This window comes from Vibrio sp. S17_S38, from assembly GCF_014694375.1.
Classification (GTDB): domain Bacteria; phylum Pseudomonadota; class Gammaproteobacteria; order Enterobacterales; family Vibrionaceae; genus Vibrio.
Map to the genome: position 1 here is coordinate 173570 of NZ_JAAUWW010000005.1, position 16986 is coordinate 190555.

Sequence of the window (16986 nt, forward strand, 5' to 3'; positions counted from 1 at the left end):
TATTACTCTTAATATAAAAGAGAAATGATAATGCCGAGAGCACCAACGACTCGAAGGGGTGATGAATGGGACTCTTAGACAGTGGGAGTGAGCTTTCTTATTAGACACTCATTCCTTAAACTATGAATTTAAATTAAACGGGTATTATTAGCATGAAAACTTTCGTTGCTAAACCAGAAACTGTAAAACGCGACTGGTATGTTGTAGACGCTGAAGGTAAAACTCTTGGCCGTCTAGCAAGTGAAATTGCATCTCGCCTACGTGGCAAACATAAAGCTGAGTACACTCCTCACGTTGATACTGGTGATTACATCATCGTTGTAAATGCTGAGAAAGTAGCTGTTACAGGTAACAAGGCGAAGGGTAAAATTTATTACCGTCACACTGAGTTCCCTGGTGGTCTAAAATCAATCTCTTTTGAAAAACTGATTGATCACAAACCAGAAATGGTTATGGAACTAGCTGTTAAAGGTATGCTACCACGTGGTCCTCTTGGCCGTGCTATGTACCGTAAGCTAAAAGTTTACGCTGGCGCTGAGCACAACCATGCTGCTCAACAACCACAAGTACTAGACATCTAATCGAGGATTATCGAAATGGCAGAGAATCAATACTACGGCACTGGCCGTCGCAAAAGCTCAGCTGCTCGTGTTTTCATTAAACCAGGCAGCGGCAACATCGTAATCAACAAACGTGATCTAGACACCTACTTTGGTCGTCCAACTTCACGTATGGTTGTTAAACAACCACTTGAACTTGTTGATATGGTAGAGAAAATGGATCTATACATCACTGTTAAAGGTGGTGGTATTTCAGGTCAAGCTGGTGCGATCCGTCACGGTATCACACGTGCTCTTATGGAATACGATGAAACTCTACGTCCTGCTCTACGCGCAGCTGGCTACGTTACTCGCGACGCACGTTGCGTTGAGCGTAAGAAAGTTGGTCTACGTAAAGCACGTAAAAAACCACAATTCTCTAAGCGTTAATTTTTTCTGCAGAGTTTTCTCTGTATGGAAAATCAGCGTCACCAGTTTTCTGGTGTGTGGTTTCAAAAGCTCGACTTCGGTCGGGCTTTTTTGTTATTTATTATTTCATATTATTTTTTTCTTATTTATTACTTTCCTCCTTCCTCTTATTTTTGAACCAACCTTTATATTGCTTTTGTGAGTTAACAAACAAATATACCTCTAAAATGTTACGAAAAGTGGCTTGGCCTTGTCTCTATGAGGGCTTTTCTTTATGATTTAGCCAGATAGTGCATGCATTAACGTATACAACATTATAAGCGTGTGTTTTAAAGCCAAGATCAGGGAATTCTTTTGTGTTTATTAAGTTAATACAGTCTGAGTGGGAGAATGTTGGATGAGCAATGTGCCTATTAATCATGGCCGCCGACGCTTTTTGACTGCGACAACTGCGGTTGTTGGCGGAATAGGAGCGGTAGCAGTCGCTGTGCCTTTTATAAAGTCTTGGAATCCAAGTGAAAGGGCTAAAGCGGCCGGTGCTCCTGTTGAAGTCGATATTGGGAAGCTAGAAGAGGGGCAACTCGTTCGGGTTGAATGGCGAGGAAAACCGGTTTGGGTTGTCCGTCGTTCTAAGTCTACATTGGCAGAGCTAAATTCTCTTAGTGACAAACTTCGGGATCCAACTTCAGAACAAGAGCAACAACCTGAGTATGCTCATAATACGTATCGTTCTATAAAGCCTGAGTACTTTGTTGCGGTCGGTATTTGTACGCATCTTGGGTGTTCACCAACGTATTTACCAGACACTTTTAGCGAGCAAGTTCAAGGAGTCTCTTCTGGGTTCTTTTGTCCATGTCACGGTTCTAAATTTGATTTAGCCGGGCGTGTATTTCAAGGTGTTCCAGCGCCATTAAATTTGGTTGTACCAGAACATGGATATCTTACTGATACTCGTATTATTATTGGTCAATCTGTTGAAAATGGAAACCAGGAAGGAGAAGCCTAATGCAAGCCTTATTGGATTGGGTAGAGAAGCGCCTACCCGTTATGGATGCTTATAAAAAGCATTTATCTGAATACCCGATGCCTAAAAATTTCAACTTTTGGTATATTTTTGGCTCTTTGGCTATGTTGGTTTTGGTTAATCAGATCCTAACTGGGATTTGGCTTACGATGAACTATGTACCTTCTGGTGAGGGAGCATTTGCATCGGTTGAATACATCATGCGTGACGTACAATATGGCTGGCTATTACGTTATATGCATTCTACTGGAGCGTCTGCATTTTTTGTCGTCGTTTACTTACATATGTTCCGCGGTCTAATTTATGGTTCTTATCAAAAGCCACGTGAGCTATTGTGGATCTTTGGTATGCTCATTTTCTTAGTTCTTATGGCGGAAGCCTTTATGGGATATTTGCTGCCTTGGGGACAAATGTCTTATTGGGGGGCGCAGGTTATTATTTCACTATTCGGTGCTATTCCTGTTATTGGTGACGATCTTACCCTATGGATCCGTGGTGATTACGTTATCTCGGGAGCCACATTAAACCGCTTTTTTGCTCTACATGTTATTGCATTACCAATTGTATTACTGCTATTGGTAGTACTGCACGTTTTAGCGTTACATGAGGTGGGTTCAAATAACCCAGATGGTATTGATACTAAAATACCAAAAGCGCCAGATGATAAAGGCGATCATACTACTCAGTTCAAATTCCATAAACAATATACCTCTAAGTACAATATTAAAGATTCTATTCCATTTCATCCGTATGGCACGGTGAAAGATATGGTTGGTATTGCAGGCTTTTTAATCTTCTTTAGTTATGTATTGTTCTTTAATCCAGAAATGGGAGGGTATTTCCTTGAACCGCCTAATTTTGAAGCGGCTAACCCTCTGAAAACGCCTGAGCATATTGCTCCTGTTTGGTACTTTACTCCGTTTTACGCTATTTTACGTGCGGTGCCGGATAAGCTATTAGGAGTCGCAGCAATGGGGGCTTCTATTGTGTTCTTATTCTTACTGCCGTGGTTTGATCGCTGTAAAGTGCGTTCATATCGTTATCGTAGCAAATGGCATTTAATCAATATTATTCAATTTGTAATAAGCTTTATTGCTCTTGGCATTTTGGGAACCTTACCTGCAACTCCGCTGTATACATTGTTAGCGCAGATCTTCAGTTTAGGGTATTTCATGTTCTTTATTTTGTTGTATTTTTATAGCAAAAATGAAGCAACCAAACCATTGCCAGAGAGGGTAACATTCAAATGAAAAAGTCGATTATAGGGCTTTTAGCTATGGTTTTCTCATTATCTGCGATGCTGCCAGTTTCGGTAATGGCTGCAGGTGGTAATGTTCATCTTGATAAAGCTAATAATGATTTAACTGATCAAGCGTCATTACAGCGAGGGGCTAAAACCTTTATGAGCTATTGCTCTGGCTGCCACTCGACACAATATCAGCGTTATCAACGTGTAGCGACTGACTTGGGGATTCCCGATGATTTAATGAAAGAAAACCTTATATTAGATCCCAATGCAAAAATTGGTGATCTGATGACGAATTCAATTCCTGAGAAGGATGCAGCAAAATGGTTTGGTGCACCACCACCTGACTTGACTCTCGTTGCTCGAGTTCGTGGCGTTGATTGGTTATATACTTATTTACGTTCATTTTATGCAGATCCTACCCGCCCATTTGGTGTAAATAACATCATTTTCCCAAGTGTCGGTATGCCACATGTATTAGAAGGTTTACAAGGAATACCTGAGCCAGTCTATACGACTCAAACGGTTGACGGTAAAGAGCATAAAACCGTGACTTCAACCCGTGTGGATAAAATGGGCGAGCTAACGACTCAAGAGTATGACCAAACGGTACGTGATTTAGTTAACTTTTTAGAGTATTCAGGCGATCCAGTTAAATTAGAGCGTCATGCTCTTGGCTGGTGGGTGATGGCATTTTTAGTTCTGTTCACTATTATTGTTGTATTGCTGAAAAAAGAGTACTGGCGTGATGTGCATTAATAGCTCAATCCTGGTCAGATAATAATAGTTAGCCTGAATACCGACAATTGTGCTAAAATCGGTTGCTAATTTTTGTGAAATGGAGGCGATTGGCCTCCATTATTTTTTATTTTATGTATGCTGGAGGGCTTATCAATGGCTGTAGCTGCCAATAAACGTTCTGTGATGACTCTATTTTCAAGTGCTTCAGATATGTATAGCCATCAGGTACGTATTGTATTAGCTGAAAAAGGCGTTAGCGTCGAAGTTGAATTAGTTGAAGAAGATAATCTTCCTGCTGAATTGATCGAACTTAATCCTTATAAGTCAGTACCAACCTTGGTCGATCGTGAGCTTGCACTTTATAACTCAAAAATCATCATGGAATATCTTGATGAGCGTTTTCCTCATCCGCCTTTGATGCCAGTTTATCCTGTGGCTCGTGGTAATAGCCGTTTGATGATGTATCGTATTGAGCGTAACTGGTATTCTCAAGTAGAAAAAATCATTAACGGTAGCCCTGCTCAAGCTGAAGCTGCTCGTAACAAATTACGTAATGATTTACTTACTCTTGGTCCTGTATTTGCTGAATACGAATACTTTATGAGCGAAGAGTTTAGCTTGATTGATTGTTATTTAGCACCGTTATTATGGCGTTTACCTGTATTTGGTATTGAGCTGTCAGGTCCTGGTTCAAAAGAGCTTAAAATTTATATGAGTCGTGTTTTTGAACGTGATTCATTCCTTGCTTCTTTAACTGAAGCAGAACGAGAAATGCGATTGGTTCGATAGTCATGGATATGGATAAAATGACGCCAAGACGCCCATATTTAGTTCGCGCTTTTTATGAATGGCTGGCTGATAACGAACTCACTCCTCATTTAGTTGTTGATGCAACTATGGCTGGAGTTCGTGTACCTTTAGAGTTTGTGCAAGATGGCCAAATTATTTTAAATGTTGCTCCTAGGGCGATTGGAAATTTAGAAATGAGCAATGATGCAATTACATTCAATGCTCGTTTTAGTGGTCGACCTCACTCTGTGATTGTTCCTATGTATTCTGTCCAAGCTATTTATGCCCGTGAAAATGGTGCTGGGACTATGTTTGAGCCAGAAGATGCTTATAGCATTGAATTGGAGAAAGCAGAATCCGCGGAAGAAGAACAATCTATGTTAAGCAGTGTTGATGTGGATATTGAGGATGAGTCAATTGCCCCTCCTCAAGCTGAAGCAAATCAAGATGCTCAGACTAAGCCTAAAGGTCGTCCAAGTTTGACGATTGTGAAATAAGCATTTTCACAAAGTTGTAAGCTAAAATGAAATACAAAAAAGAGCATAAATATCTGCAAAGATTTTATGCTTTTTTTATATCTGTTGGTGGGAGTTAGTCACGAAATTCTGATTATTTTCGGCTATTTTAATGATTTACTTTCAGAGTTAACTCCCTAGATTTTAACACTCGACATTCTTTTTTCGATTGATATACTCATAGGTGTTTAGACGTCTAGATTGCTTATGGAGAGTGTGCAATGCCAATCAAGATCCCCGATCAATTACCGGCTTCCGATATATTACGTCAGGAACGGATATTTATAATGTCAGAAACCCGAGCGACGACGCAGATGATTCGTCCGCTCAAAGTATTGATCCTGAATTTAATGCCGAAGAAAATTGAAACCGAAACTCAATTTCTTCGTTTGCTTTCAAATAGTCCATTACAGGTGGATATTGAGCTACTGCGTATCGATGATCGTCCGAGTAAAAATACCCCCGAAGAGCATCTCGATAACTTTTATCGTCAGTTTGATATGGTCAAGAATCGAAACTTTGATGGCTTAATTATTACTGGTGCGCCATTAGGTTTAGTTCAATTTGAAGATGTAGCGTACTGGGAGCATTTACAAACTGTAATGGAGTGGGCTAATAACCATGTAACTTCCAGTTTATATGTCTGCTGGGCTGCTCAAGCTGGATTAAAGCTTAGATATAATCTTCCTAAACGAACACGTAAAGAAAAACTCTCAGGAGTATATCAACATGATGTGATTAATGAGTTTGATCCCATTGTAAGAGGGTTTGATGATTCATTTCTTGCTCCGCATTCACGCTATGCCGACTTTTCCCCGGAATATTTAACTCAGCATACCGATTTAGATCTACTTGCCACTTCTTCTGATGCTGGTGTGTATCTCGCGTCTACTAAAGATAAGCGCCATGTGTTTGTCACAGGCCATCCTGAATATGATGCGCATACTTTACATAATGAATACATCCGCGATCTAGCAGAAGGAATGGATCCGACGATTCCTTTGAATTATTACCCTAATGATAATCCAGACAATAAACCTATTGCGAGTTGGCGTAGTCATGGTCATCTGCTTTTTGCAAATTGGTTAAATTATTGTGTGTACCAGCAAACACCATATGATTTGGACCATTTTTCTATAGATAACTTTACTCGAGATAATTAATCCTATTTCACCCATCAAAAAAGCAGCCTTTAAGCTGCTTTTTTAATGTTTAACACTTTTAGATTCGGCTAGTCTTGCTTAGATTCACCGGTTGTTTTTGCTTCAGCTGAAGGTTCATCCATTTTCTTTTGAGCAATTTTTGCTTTGTTAATCATAGGGATGATTGTAGAGCCTTGAACCAGAATAGAGAATAATACTACTGCGTAAGTCATTACCATGATGATTTCTTTTACATCAATATGAAGAGGAGATACAAAGTACTTATCATGAGGTATCGATAGGGCCATCGCTAGAGCAAGACCACCACGCAAACCACCCCATGTCAAAATTCGTACTGACCATGGGTTATAGGTACGGAAGCGTTTAAAACCTTGATAAGGAACCCAAACACTAAGAAATCGAGCAAATAATACCAATGGGATAGCAATACCCATCATGATCAGATCTTGTATGTGGAATTCAAATAATAGTAATGACATACCGATCAATAAGAACAATATGCCATTGAAGAATTCATCAACTAGTTCCCAGAAGTGATCCATATGTTCGGTGCTTTCTTTTGAAAATCCGACATAGCGAGTCCAGTTCCCAATCATAATACTTGCTACGACCATCGCTAGAGGGCCTGAAACATCAAGTACTTCTGCAAAGGCATAACCTGCGGTTGGAATACAGATAGTTAAAAGGAGTTCCATTGAGTGGTCATTGGTTGAGCTTATTAAGTAATGAAATACAAGACCAAGCACTAAACCATAAGCGATACCACCAACGGCTTCTTGTAAGAATAGGCTGATGACACCACCCGTCGTTGGCTCTTGCCCACTAAAAGCAACGGTAAAAATGGTCACAAAAATAACCAAACCAAAGCCATCGTTAAATAGTGATTCGCCTTCAATTTGAGTAGAAATTCGTTGAGGAGCTTGAAGTTTTTTTACGATTGCCAATACCGCAATTGGATCGGTTGGTGAAATAAGGGCACCAAACAATAGGCAAAAAATCAAATTGAGGTCGAGATGAATCAGTTGGCATATTCCGTATAGTGAAAAGCCAATAAAAAAAGTGGAGAATAATGTTGAGCCTAGGGCTAAAACGGTAATTTCCCATTTTTGGTCTGAGAAATGAGGAAGCTTAATGCCTAATCCACCAGCAAAAAGTAAGAATCCTAAGATCCCTTGAAGTAAAAAGTCTTCAAAGTTTATTTGTGCCATCGTGTGAGAGGCAATGTCGACTAGGTTAAACCACCCCATATGACCCGCGATCAAAATGAATAATGACAACAGCATTGAACCTGCGGTGATCGCAATAGTCGTTTGCATACGACCGAACTTGCTGTTTATTAAAGCAATAATCATCGCGGCAAAGGATAGAAAACAAAGTGTATTGTAAACGGACATGGACCAACCTTGGCTAAGTGTAACAAATTGTATTTGTGTGATTTTCCTGTGCTTTATGATAAAGGTCAATTTATTTTTGTCCATCAACATTAGCTAATAATAAGGAAGAACATTTAATCAGCATATTTGATGAAATAAACTTATTTTAGACGTCTAGATTTCTATGGTAGGATAAACCAACATGACATGGAAAGAGGTTGTACTGGGATGGGAAACACTTTAAATCAGCGTATTGGCACCAAAGCGTCGTTACAAAAACTATTAACCCAACGCATCTTATTAATAGATGGTGGTATGGGGACCATGATCCAATCACATAAATTAGAAGAAGCCGATTATCGCGGTAAGCGTTTTATTGATTGGCATAGTGATTTAAAAGGTAATAATGATTTATTGGTGTTAACTCAGCCTCAACTTATTAAACAAATCCATTGTGATTATTTGTCGGCAGGCGCGGATATTCTAGAAACTAATACTTTCAACTCCACCACCATTGCCATGGCCGATTACGACATGGAAAGTTTAAGCGCCGAAATTAATTTTGCTGCGGCTAAACTTGCACGAGAAGCGGCTGATGAATGGACCGCTAAAACACCGGATAAGCCTCGTTTTGTTGCTGGTGTATTAGGGCCAACTAACCGTACTTGTTCTATTTCCCCTGATGTAAATGATCCTGGCTTTCGTAACGTCAGCTTTGATGAGTTAGTTGAAGCCTATTCGGAATCAACCAAAGCGATGATTGAAGGTGGCGCGGATCTCATCATGATCGAAACTATTTTTGATACCTTGAATGCCAAGGCGTGCGCTTTCGCGGTTTCTTCCGTTTTTGATGAGCTCGGCTTTAAATTACCGGTGATGATTTCTGGCACTATTACTGACGCTTCTGGTCGGACGCTTTCCGGGCAAACTACCGAAGCTTTCTATAATGCCATGCGCCATATTGAACCAATCTCATTTGGCTTGAACTGTGCACTTGGACCTGATGAACTTCGTCAATATGTGGCGGAACTGTCACGAATTTCTGAAACATTTATTTCTGCTCACCCTAATGCAGGCTTACCTAATGCATTTGGTGAGTACGATTTAGAGCCTCGTGAAATGGCGCGTCATATTCAAGAATGGGCTGAAAGTGGTTTCCTCAACTTAGTCGGTGGGTGTTGTGGAACTACGCCTGAGCACATTCGCCAGATGGCGCGTGTGGTTGAAGGCGTGAAACCTCGTTCGCTTCCTGACATTCCTAAAGCGTGTCGTTTATCAGGTTTAGAGCCGGTTACGATTGATAAAGACTCATTATTTGTCAACGTAGGTGAACGGACCAATGTGACGGGATCTGCAAAATTTAAGCGTCTTATTGTTGATGAACAATACGATGAAGCGCTAGATGTAGCCCGTGAACAAGTGGCTAATGGTGCTCAGATTATCGATATTAATATGGATGAAGGTATGTTGGATGCCGAAGCCTGTATGGAGCGATTTTTAAAGTTATGTGCATCAGAGCCTGAAATTTCGAAAGTGCCTATCATGGTCGATTCTTCAAAATGGGAAGTGATTGAAGCCGGTCTAAAATGCATTCAAGGCAAAGGTATTGTTAACTCTATTTCGATGAAAGAAGGCGTGGATAAATTTATCGAACAAGCCAAGCTGATTCGTCGTTATGGCGCTGCAGTGATAGTGATGGCTTTTGATGAGCAAGGCCAAGCCGATACCCGAGAGCGTAAAGTTGAGATCTGTACCAAAGCGTACCGTATTTTAGTTGATGAAGTAGGATTCCCTGCAGAAGATGTTATTTTCGATCCGAATATCTTCGCGATAGCTACGGGAATTGATGAACATAACAATTACGCAGTTGATTTTATTGAAGCGGTTGGTGAAATTAAATCCACGCTACCTTATGCCATGATCTCTGGCGGTGTATCCAACGTTTCCTTCTCATTTCGGGGTAATAATTATGTACGTGAAGCGATCCATGCTGTGTTTTTATATCACTGCTTTAAGCGTGGTATGGACATGGGGATCGTCAATGCTGGCCAATTGGAAATTTACGATAATATCCCAGAAAAATTGCGTGAAGCGGTTGAAGATGTAGTACTAAACCGCCATTCCGATGCAACTGAAAATCTGCTTGAATTAGCCGAGGAATATCGTTCAAACGGTGTAGGGAAAGTTGAAGATCCAAATGCATTAATTTGGCGCACATGGGAAGTTGAAAAACGCATTGAACACTCTTTGGTGAAAGGTATTACCGAATTTATTATTGCCGATACCGAGGAAGCCCGTTTAAAACTGGATAAACCGATTGATGTGATTGAAGGTCCGTTAATGGATGGCATGAACGTGGTGGGAGATTTATTTGGTGAAGGTAAGATGTTCCTGCCGCAAGTGGTGAAATCTGCGCGAGTGATGAAACAAGCCGTTGCTTATCTTGAACCCTTTATTAATGCTTTGAAAGATGAAGGTCAAAGGTCCAATGGTAAGATTTTACTGGCGACCGTGAAAGGTGACGTACATGATATTGGTAAGAATATTGTGGGCGTGGTGCTGCAATGTAATAACTACGAGATTATTGATCTTGGGGTTATGGTGCCGTGTGAAACGATCTTTAAAGTCGCTCGTGAAGAAAACGTCGATATTATTGGTCTATCTGGGCTTATCACACCCTCGTTAGATGAAATGGTGTATGTCGCAAAAGAAATGGAACGTCAAGGCTTTGATATTCCATTACTCATCGGTGGCGCAACCACCTCGAAAGCGCATACAGCGGTCAAAATTGAACAAAATTATAATCAACCAGTGGTGTATGTGAATAATGCCTCGCGTGCGGTTGGTGTATGTTCGGCTTTGTTATCCGATAGTTTACGTCCTGCATTTATAGAAAAACTGAATCTGGATTATGATCGTACTCGTGATCAACATGCACGTAAACGTCCTAAAACTAAGCCTATTACGTTAGAAGCGGCTCGTGCGAATAAAGTTGATATTGATTGGCAAGCCTATACTCCTCCTGCTCCAATAAAAGCTGGAGTTCATGTATTTGAGCATATTGATGTCTCAATGCTGCGTAACTATATTGATTGGACACCTTTCTTCCTTACTTGGGGCTTAATGGGAAAATATCCCGCTATTTTTGAACATGAAGAAGTTGGCGAAGAGGCAAAACGTATTTTTGATGATGCAATTGGCTTGCTTGAAAAAGTAGAGCAAGACGGCATCTTAAAAGCCAGCGGGATGTGCGCCATGTTCCCAGCCAATAGTGTTGATGATGATATCGAAGTGTACGCCGATGAATCACGCAGCGAAGTGATTAAAGTTCTACATAACTTGCGTCAACAAACCGATAAACCTAAAGGGCCTAATTACTGCTTATCTGATTATGTTGCTCCAAAAGACAGCGGTAAAGCAGATTGGATTGGAGGGTTTGCTGTCACTGGCGGTATTGGAGAGCGTGACTTAGCCGATGCTTATAAGGCAGCAGGCGATGATTATAATGCCATAATGATCCAAGCCGTGGCCGATCGTTTAGCCGAAGCGTTTGCCGAATACATGCATGAGAAAGTACGTAAAGAAATCTGGGGTTATGCGTCAGATGAAAACCTAACAAATAATGATTTAATCCGTGAAAAGTACCAAGGTACCCGCCCAGCACCGGGTTATCCTGCTTGCCCCGAGCATACTGAGAAAGGAAGCTTGTGGGAGTTATTAAAGGTAGAAGAAACCATTGGTATGCCTCTTACCACAAGTTACGCAATGTGGCCGGGTGCATCGGTTTCAGGTTGGTATTTCTCTCATCCAGACTCTCGCTATTTTGCGATAGCTCAGATCCAACAAGATCAAGCAGAAGATTATGCGAAGAGAAAAGGTTGGGATGAAGCCGAAATGGAGAAATGGCTAGGGCCGAATTTGAGTTAATTTAAAAAATAGATACGAAGTCCAGAGACGCTTCGAAGCTAAGTTAGAAAAAGAGCGAACCCTAAAAGATTCGCTCTTTTTTATATTTTCTGAAAGTTAACGATTAGTTATTTTTTCAAACAGTTCTTGATGTAGAACTTGTACCGCACGTTTTGCTTCTTCGGAATTAACTAAAAAGCATAAATTATGTGGACTAGCTCCGTAGCAAATCATGCGTAGATTAAAGTCTTCTAATGCGCTGAATACCTGTTTAGCATAACCTTTTTTAGCGCTCATTTTATTACCAATCAGTGCGACTAAACTCAAGTTGTGCTCGACATCAACAATGCACAACTCTTCTAATTCAGCCCGAGCTTCGACAGGAAGTTCTGGTGCTTTTCCAGAAGTATTCGTTTGATCCAATGTTAGCGATACACTTACTTCAGAGGTGGTAATTAAATCTACTGAAACTTGGTGCTTGGCTAGAATGGTAAAAACTTGAGCTAAAAAGCCATAAGCTTGGAACATATTTGGACTGCGAAGCGTTACCATGGTTTGATTGCCACGTAATGCCAACGCACGATAAAGAGGCGCGCTTTCTACTTGTTGACGTATCCAAGTCCCACCTTTTTCAGGATCACGAGAAGAACCGACAAAAACGGGAATTTGGTGACGTAGTGCTGGTAGTAAAGTAGAAGGATGCAGAATCTTAGCGCCAAAATTAGCCATCTCAGAGGCTTCACTAAAGCTGATTTCAGGAATAGGAGTCGCTTTTGGGGCAACGCGAGGATCAGTCGTATAGATACCCGGAACATCGGTCCAGATTTCAAGGCCGGAGGCTTTTACTGCTTCTGCAATTAAAGCCGCACTATAGTCACTGCCACCACGTCCAAGAGTTGTCGTCGTACCTTCATCATCGCTGCCAATAAAACCTTGAGTAATAACGACATGTTTTTGGCATAGTGGAATTAGTTTTTGTTCTGCTAACGCATCGATTTTATCAAGAATAGGCTCTGCTTTTCCATAATCGGCATTGGTACGGAGTACTTCACGGATATCAAAACGAACAGCATCTATTCCACGCTCTACAATTAGTTGAGTCAGAATATGAGTAGACATTAATTCGCCACAGGCCACGATATGATCGGTTAATTTATCACTTGATTGAAATGAAGCTGCCTCAGCCATGCTTTTTAACGTATCTAAAATGTTATCAATGGCTTGCTTAGTTTTGGTTTGATCAGAAAAGTGTTCAATAACCGTGTAATGAATAGTGCGGAGATCATCAAAAATGGCATCTCGGTCATTTGGATTATGTACCCCAAGTGCGAGTTCAACCAATAAATTTGTCACACCGGAGCAGGCGCTGCTTACTACTAATTTTGTGGATGGGTTATTTTCTATAATAACGGCACAACGGCTCATCGCCTCAAAGTTAGCGACGCTAGTACCACCAAATTTTGCTACGTTAAATGCGCTCACAGCACGGTCTCCCTTTAAATACCAATATATCCCAATTAGGGTAAGAAAATGTTTATACCCAACTTACTGAAACTTTAATTACTTTGAGTATGATAATGTTGAGAGAAATAGGTTGAGCAGGGTATACGATATACATAGAAGCTATAGCTGAGCAGCCTAGCAATGCAAACCATAGAAGCTCATCATCAATATAACACCTTGGTTAATATTGGTGACAGTTGTTAGGATTCAGCCTAAGCAACCGATGTAATAAACACCTACAACGTTTATTCACCTCGGCGTAACTCCCCATAAATCTAGCGTTTTGGTATTGTGGTACCACGAAAGATCTGCCTGGGTTACGCTCCTCTCCTTGCGCTGTAAAGTAAAACTATTACACGTTTCAGCAGCGCAGACATTGAACGTTTTTGCACCATGAAAGTCAACATATGATCAGAATATTTATGAATATTTTTTTCTCTTTTTTGGTTATTTAAAAAAGGCAGATTCAGTGAGGATCTTCACAGCTTCGCCAATGGTATGGTATCTGCTGTTTCACTTAATTGCAGCGTGATAAAAATTTGATTACAGTGACTAATAATATATTCAATTAAGGATAATTAAGATGATTCAACGTTTTTACCCACCTCGCCGTATACTAATGGGACCTGGTCCATCTGATATTTCTCCTTATGTGCTTCAAGCGCTTAGTCGTCCAACGATTGGTCATCTTGATCCGTTATTTATCGGTATGATGGATGAAGTGAAAACATTGCTAAAGTATGCTTTTCAAACTGAAAATGAATTTACGATTCCAGTGTCAGCACCGGGCAGCGCTGGTATGGAAGCATGTTTTGTTAATTTATTAGAACCTGGCGATAAAGTGATTGTTTGCCGCAATGGCGTGTTCGGCGAACGGATGCGTGAAAATGCTATTCGCTGTGGCGCTGAAGTAGTACTAGTTGATGATGAGTGGGGTCAACCAGTTAGCACTGAGAAAGTATTGGCGGCATTTGAGAAAAACCCAGATACTAAAGTGCTTGCTTTTGTTCATGCGGAAACCTCAACAGGTGCCTTGAGTGATGCGCAGGCTCTAGCAAAAATAGCCCAAAAATTTGGCGCATTAACAATTGTGGATGCCGTGACTTCATTGGGGGGGGTGCCACTTAAAGTGGATGAATGGAAGTTAGATGCGGTTTATTCGGGCAGTCAGAAATGTTTGTCTTGTATTCCTGGATTGTCACCTATCACATTTTCACCTAAAGCCATTGCGAGAATTCAAGCTCGAACTACGCCAGTGCAGAGCTGGTTTTTAGATCAAAGCTTAGTACTCGGGTATTGGAGTGGTGGCGCTAAACGCAGCTATCATCATACCGCTCCAGTTAATAGTTTGTATGCATTGCATGAAGCTTTATTGGCACTGTATGAGGAAGGTATTGAGAATTCGTGGCAACGCCATGCGGATATGCATCAAGAGCTAAAAGTGGGACTAGAGGCATTAGGGTTTCGCTATGTAGTGGATGAAGCCTATCGATTACCTCAGCTTAATTCGGTTTATTTACCTGATGGTGTTGATGATGCAGCTGTACGTGCTAGCTTACTTGAGCATTATAACTTAGAAGTGGGCGGCGGTTTAGGTGCACTTGCAGGTAAAGTATGGCGTATTGGTTTAATGGGTTACAGCGCCAAAAAAGAAAATGTCGCACTGTGCTTAAAGGCTCTGCAAGACACATTATAAAAATAAACGACCTTAAAATTTCACGAATAAAATCGTAAATAAAAAGGAGTTCGCTTTGGTTAGCGAGCTCCTTTTTGTTTTTTGTCGTAAATTTATGCTGTTATATCGTTTTCTTAATGTCCACTAGCTTGACTATCGGTAGTTTGAGCTTGTGATGCTCTTTCTGATTTTGGTATAAAACGTACTTTAGAGAAATCTTCAGCAGGGAATAAAAACGCTGCCTCATGACGAATTGCCTTTGCTTTATCCATTTCACCTAGCCCTTGATAAGCGACGATTAAACTCGAATAAAAAGTTGGTCGAGGTTTGTGTTTTATTAACTCTGTTGACCAAGTTATAAATGGTTGAATATATTCCGGGTTTTCAACTTTAAGCCCGATGTTTAATTGGGTTTTATAAACGTCCCAATCAAATCGGTCTTTCCAGACACTTGGATTAGATACTTGTTGTAAAATATCAGGATTAATCTGCCTGCTGCGCTCAAACTTGTTTAAGACCAAATTGGTGTGTAGCGCCGAGAGCATATAAAAAGCGGTCATAACCGGCAGAACGAGTGAAATAACTCTGAGCAGGCTTTTGGTGATTGAGCTAAAGTTAACACTTTGATATTGAGATGTAAGTTGATCAATCCAGTAAATTAGAATGATAAAAATGACCCAATGTACAGCGGAGTGGTAAAAAGGATATTCCAATTGAGTATGTAAGACGATAGGGAAAAATAATGCCGCTGTCGCTAAACGCGTGCCGGAGCTGATTTTTCGTATTTTTCGCAGTACTAATAGTGTAGCGAGCAATAATCCTAATAGAGGAACAATACCCCCTTCAACTGCCCAATATAATATTTCATTATGTGGGTGATCCATCGACGCTAAGCCTGCATGGTAGCTCGGATTTAATTGGTGCTGTCTTGCTGTATAAACAATATAAGCCGGTTCAAACCTACCGTAACCGTATCCTGTTAAAGGTTTTTCTACCACCATGTCGAATGTTTGCGGGAAGGTGTAACGCCTTGGGCTTTCAAGGTTAGATTTTTGCTCTATGAGTTGATTCCCACCATTTGCTTGCACTAAAGCATATCCAACTCCCAATCCTAAAAGTACGGCTAAGCACCATAAATAGAATTCTTTTTTTGATAAAAAATTCTTTAAATAAGGAAGTAATAAAATACAACCGATAATGCCGCCTAACCATCCGGTTCTAGATGCTAAAACCCATAATAAAGGAATACTGATTATTGGGAAAACAAACAGCAACCCAGTCAAAATAGAGTGATGATATTCGTTACTTTGTTTTTGGCGAGCGAGTAGGTAGCCTGAAAGAACTAATCCTGTTGCGACAAAACTTGCCATAACATTGGGTTGTTGGAAAATAGCGAAGGGGCGATTTTGTACGGTGTTATAACCAAATACATTGCCTGGTTCGAGAAGTAAATATTGAACATAGCCATAAATAATTTCAATCAACACGCCAATTAATATTAGCAATAACATGCTTTGTTTTTGTTTAAGACTAAACGAAAATTGCTGCAAGATGAGAAAGAACAGCCAACCCGCCCATAAGCCGACTAGTCGAGTTAATGCATACTGTGGTTCTGCTGAGGCGTAAAAAATCGGTATCGTTAATAAGATACAAGTGAAGAATAAACCTACCGTTAAGCTTGAATAGCGTAGAGAGCGTTTTGCCGCGGTCTCGTATAATCCAATAGCAAGGCTAATACTCACTGCAATCCAAGTTGTAAGGTTGAATGGGAGAAATAACCCCGCACCGCCAGGGTTAGGCTGGAAGAAATGCATAGCAACAACAAAAATCAGCCCTAATGACCATAAAAAAGGTCGAGTTAGTGGGCGATGAGGGGGCTCATTTTCAAGCAAAGTACCTTGAGTGTATAACGTAGCCATCGCGAAAGGTGTCCTCATTATCGATTTGTTGTTTAAGGTTGCTGGCATTGTATAAATAGCGACAATAATAGTCGCTATTTATATCTATCTTACTTTAGGCCTATATTTATACCCATCTTACTTGAAGCTGCAGTTTTGTTGGCTACGTTCACTCACCCCAATCA

Annotated in this window: 13 protein-coding genes and 1 riboswitch; of the genes, 10 read left to right on the plus strand and 3 right to left on the minus strand. The window is 40.6% G+C overall.

Annotated features, from left to right (window positions below):
• The first annotated feature begins 152 nt into the window (after positions 1–152).
• The 8 genes from rplM to metA all read left to right on the plus strand — a co-directional run bounded on the left by rplM (position 153) and on the right by metA (position 6446).
• Positions 153–581 carry a 50S ribosomal protein L13 gene (rplM, locus tag HC725_RS05960; protein ID WP_190330866.1) on the plus strand — a complete coding sequence of 143 codons (429 nt, stop codon included), beginning with the start codon at positions 153–155 and terminating at the stop codon, positions 579–581.
• Between the two features lie 15 nt (positions 582–596).
• Positions 597–989, plus strand: coding sequence for a 30S ribosomal protein S9 (gene rpsI, locus HC725_RS05965; RefSeq protein WP_190330868.1), 393 nt, complete (start codon positions 597–599; stop codon positions 987–989).
• 376 nt (positions 990–1365) lie between these two features.
• Positions 1366–1974, plus strand: coding sequence for a ubiquinol-cytochrome c reductase iron-sulfur subunit (gene petA, locus HC725_RS05970; RefSeq protein WP_190330870.1), 609 nt, complete (start codon positions 1366–1368; stop codon positions 1972–1974).
• A complete protein-coding gene (locus HC725_RS05975) occupies positions 1974–3242 on the plus strand; it encodes a cytochrome b (RefSeq protein WP_190330872.1) in 1269 nt (422 codons plus the stop codon). The genes petA and HC725_RS05975 overlap by 1 nt, the downstream gene beginning before the upstream one ends.
• A gap of 26 nt (positions 3243–3268) precedes the next feature.
• Positions 3269–3997, plus strand: a complete 729-nt coding sequence (locus tag HC725_RS05980; RefSeq protein ID WP_190330917.1) for a cytochrome c1 — start codon at positions 3269–3271, stop codon at positions 3995–3997.
• A 135-nt stretch (positions 3998–4132) separates the two neighbouring features.
• Positions 4133–4768 carry a stringent starvation protein SspA gene (sspA, locus tag HC725_RS05985; RefSeq protein WP_190330873.1) on the plus strand — a complete coding sequence of 212 codons (636 nt, stop codon included), beginning with the start codon at positions 4133–4135 and terminating at the stop codon, positions 4766–4768.
• A gap of 2 nt (positions 4769–4770) precedes the next feature.
• On the plus strand, positions 4771–5265 hold the full coding sequence (gene sspB / locus HC725_RS05990) for a ClpXP protease specificity-enhancing factor (protein WP_190330876.1): 495 nt from the start codon (positions 4771–4773) through the stop codon (positions 5263–5265).
• 239 nt (positions 5266–5504) lie between these two features.
• Complete coding sequence (gene metA / locus HC725_RS05995; RefSeq protein ID WP_190330878.1) at positions 5505–6446, plus strand: homoserine O-acetyltransferase MetA; 942 nt, start codon at positions 5505–5507, stop codon at positions 6444–6446.
• A 68-nt stretch (positions 6447–6514) separates the two neighbouring features.
• Here metA and HC725_RS06000 read toward each other — a convergent pair whose 3' ends face one another.
• Positions 6515–7840: a cation:proton antiporter gene (locus HC725_RS06000; protein ID WP_190330880.1), complete on the minus strand. Its 1326-nt coding sequence runs from the start codon at positions 7838–7840 to the stop codon at positions 6515–6517.
• Between the two features lie 207 nt (positions 7841–8047).
• Between HC725_RS06000 and metH the strand changes: the two genes are divergently transcribed.
• Positions 8048–11746 carry a methionine synthase gene (gene metH, locus HC725_RS06005; protein ID WP_190330882.1) on the plus strand — a complete coding sequence of 1233 codons (3699 nt, stop codon included), beginning with the start codon at positions 8048–8050 and terminating at the stop codon, positions 11744–11746.
• A 96-nt stretch (positions 11747–11842) separates the two neighbouring features.
• Here metH and lysC read toward each other — a convergent pair whose 3' ends face one another.
• Complete coding sequence (gene lysC / locus HC725_RS06010; protein WP_190330884.1) at positions 11843–13207, minus strand: lysine-sensitive aspartokinase 3; 1365 nt, start codon at positions 13205–13207, stop codon at positions 11843–11845.
• A gap of 167 nt (positions 13208–13374) precedes the next feature.
• Positions 13375–13566: riboswitch (Lysine riboswitch) on the minus strand.
• A 245-nt stretch (positions 13567–13811) separates the two neighbouring features.
• Here lysC and HC725_RS06015 point away from each other — a divergent pair.
• Positions 13812–14924 carry a pyridoxal-phosphate-dependent aminotransferase family protein gene (locus HC725_RS06015; RefSeq protein ID WP_190330886.1) on the plus strand — a complete coding sequence of 371 codons (1113 nt, stop codon included), beginning with the start codon at positions 13812–13814 and terminating at the stop codon, positions 14922–14924.
• Positions 14925–15037: 113 nt separating this feature from the next.
• On the opposite strand, the gene HC725_RS06020 is transcribed toward HC725_RS06015, so the two are convergent.
• Complete coding sequence (locus HC725_RS06020; protein ID WP_190330888.1) at positions 15038–16822, minus strand: PglL family O-oligosaccharyltransferase; 1785 nt, start codon at positions 16820–16822, stop codon at positions 15038–15040.
• Positions 16823–16986 lie beyond the last annotated feature (164 nt).

What these genes read in the sequence shown, in the direction of transcription:
- rplM (WP_190330866.1), top strand. Translation starts at nt 153, where the DNA reads ATGAAAACTTTCGTTGCTAAACCAGAAACTGTAAAACGCGACTGGTAT.
- rpsI (WP_190330868.1), top strand. Translation starts at nt 597, where the DNA reads ATGGCAGAGAATCAATACTACGGCACTGGCCGTCGCAAAAGCTCAGCT.
- petA (WP_190330870.1), top strand. Translation starts at nt 1,366, where the DNA reads ATGAGCAATGTGCCTATTAATCATGGCCGCCGACGCTTTTTGACTGCG.
- HC725_RS05975 (WP_190330872.1), top strand. Translation starts at nt 1,974, where the DNA reads ATGCAAGCCTTATTGGATTGGGTAGAGAAGCGCCTACCCGTTATGGAT.
- HC725_RS05980 (WP_190330917.1), top strand. Translation starts at nt 3,269, where the DNA reads ATGGTTTTCTCATTATCTGCGATGCTGCCAGTTTCGGTAATGGCTGCA.
- sspA (WP_190330873.1), top strand. Translation starts at nt 4,133, where the DNA reads ATGGCTGTAGCTGCCAATAAACGTTCTGTGATGACTCTATTTTCAAGT.
- sspB (WP_190330876.1), top strand. Translation starts at nt 4,771, where the DNA reads ATGGATATGGATAAAATGACGCCAAGACGCCCATATTTAGTTCGCGCT.
- metA (WP_190330878.1), top strand. Translation starts at nt 5,505, where the DNA reads ATGCCAATCAAGATCCCCGATCAATTACCGGCTTCCGATATATTACGT.
- HC725_RS06000 (WP_190330880.1), bottom strand. Translation starts at nt 7,840, where the DNA reads ATGTCCGTTTACAATACACTTTGTTTTCTATCCTTTGCCGCGATGATT.
- metH (WP_190330882.1), top strand. Translation starts at nt 8,048, where the DNA reads ATGGGAAACACTTTAAATCAGCGTATTGGCACCAAAGCGTCGTTACAA.
- HC725_RS06015 (WP_190330886.1), top strand. Translation starts at nt 13,812, where the DNA reads ATGATTCAACGTTTTTACCCACCTCGCCGTATACTAATGGGACCTGGT.
- HC725_RS06020 (WP_190330888.1), bottom strand. Translation starts at nt 16,822, where the DNA reads ATGGCTACGTTATACACTCAAGGTACTTTGCTTGAAAATGAGCCCCCT.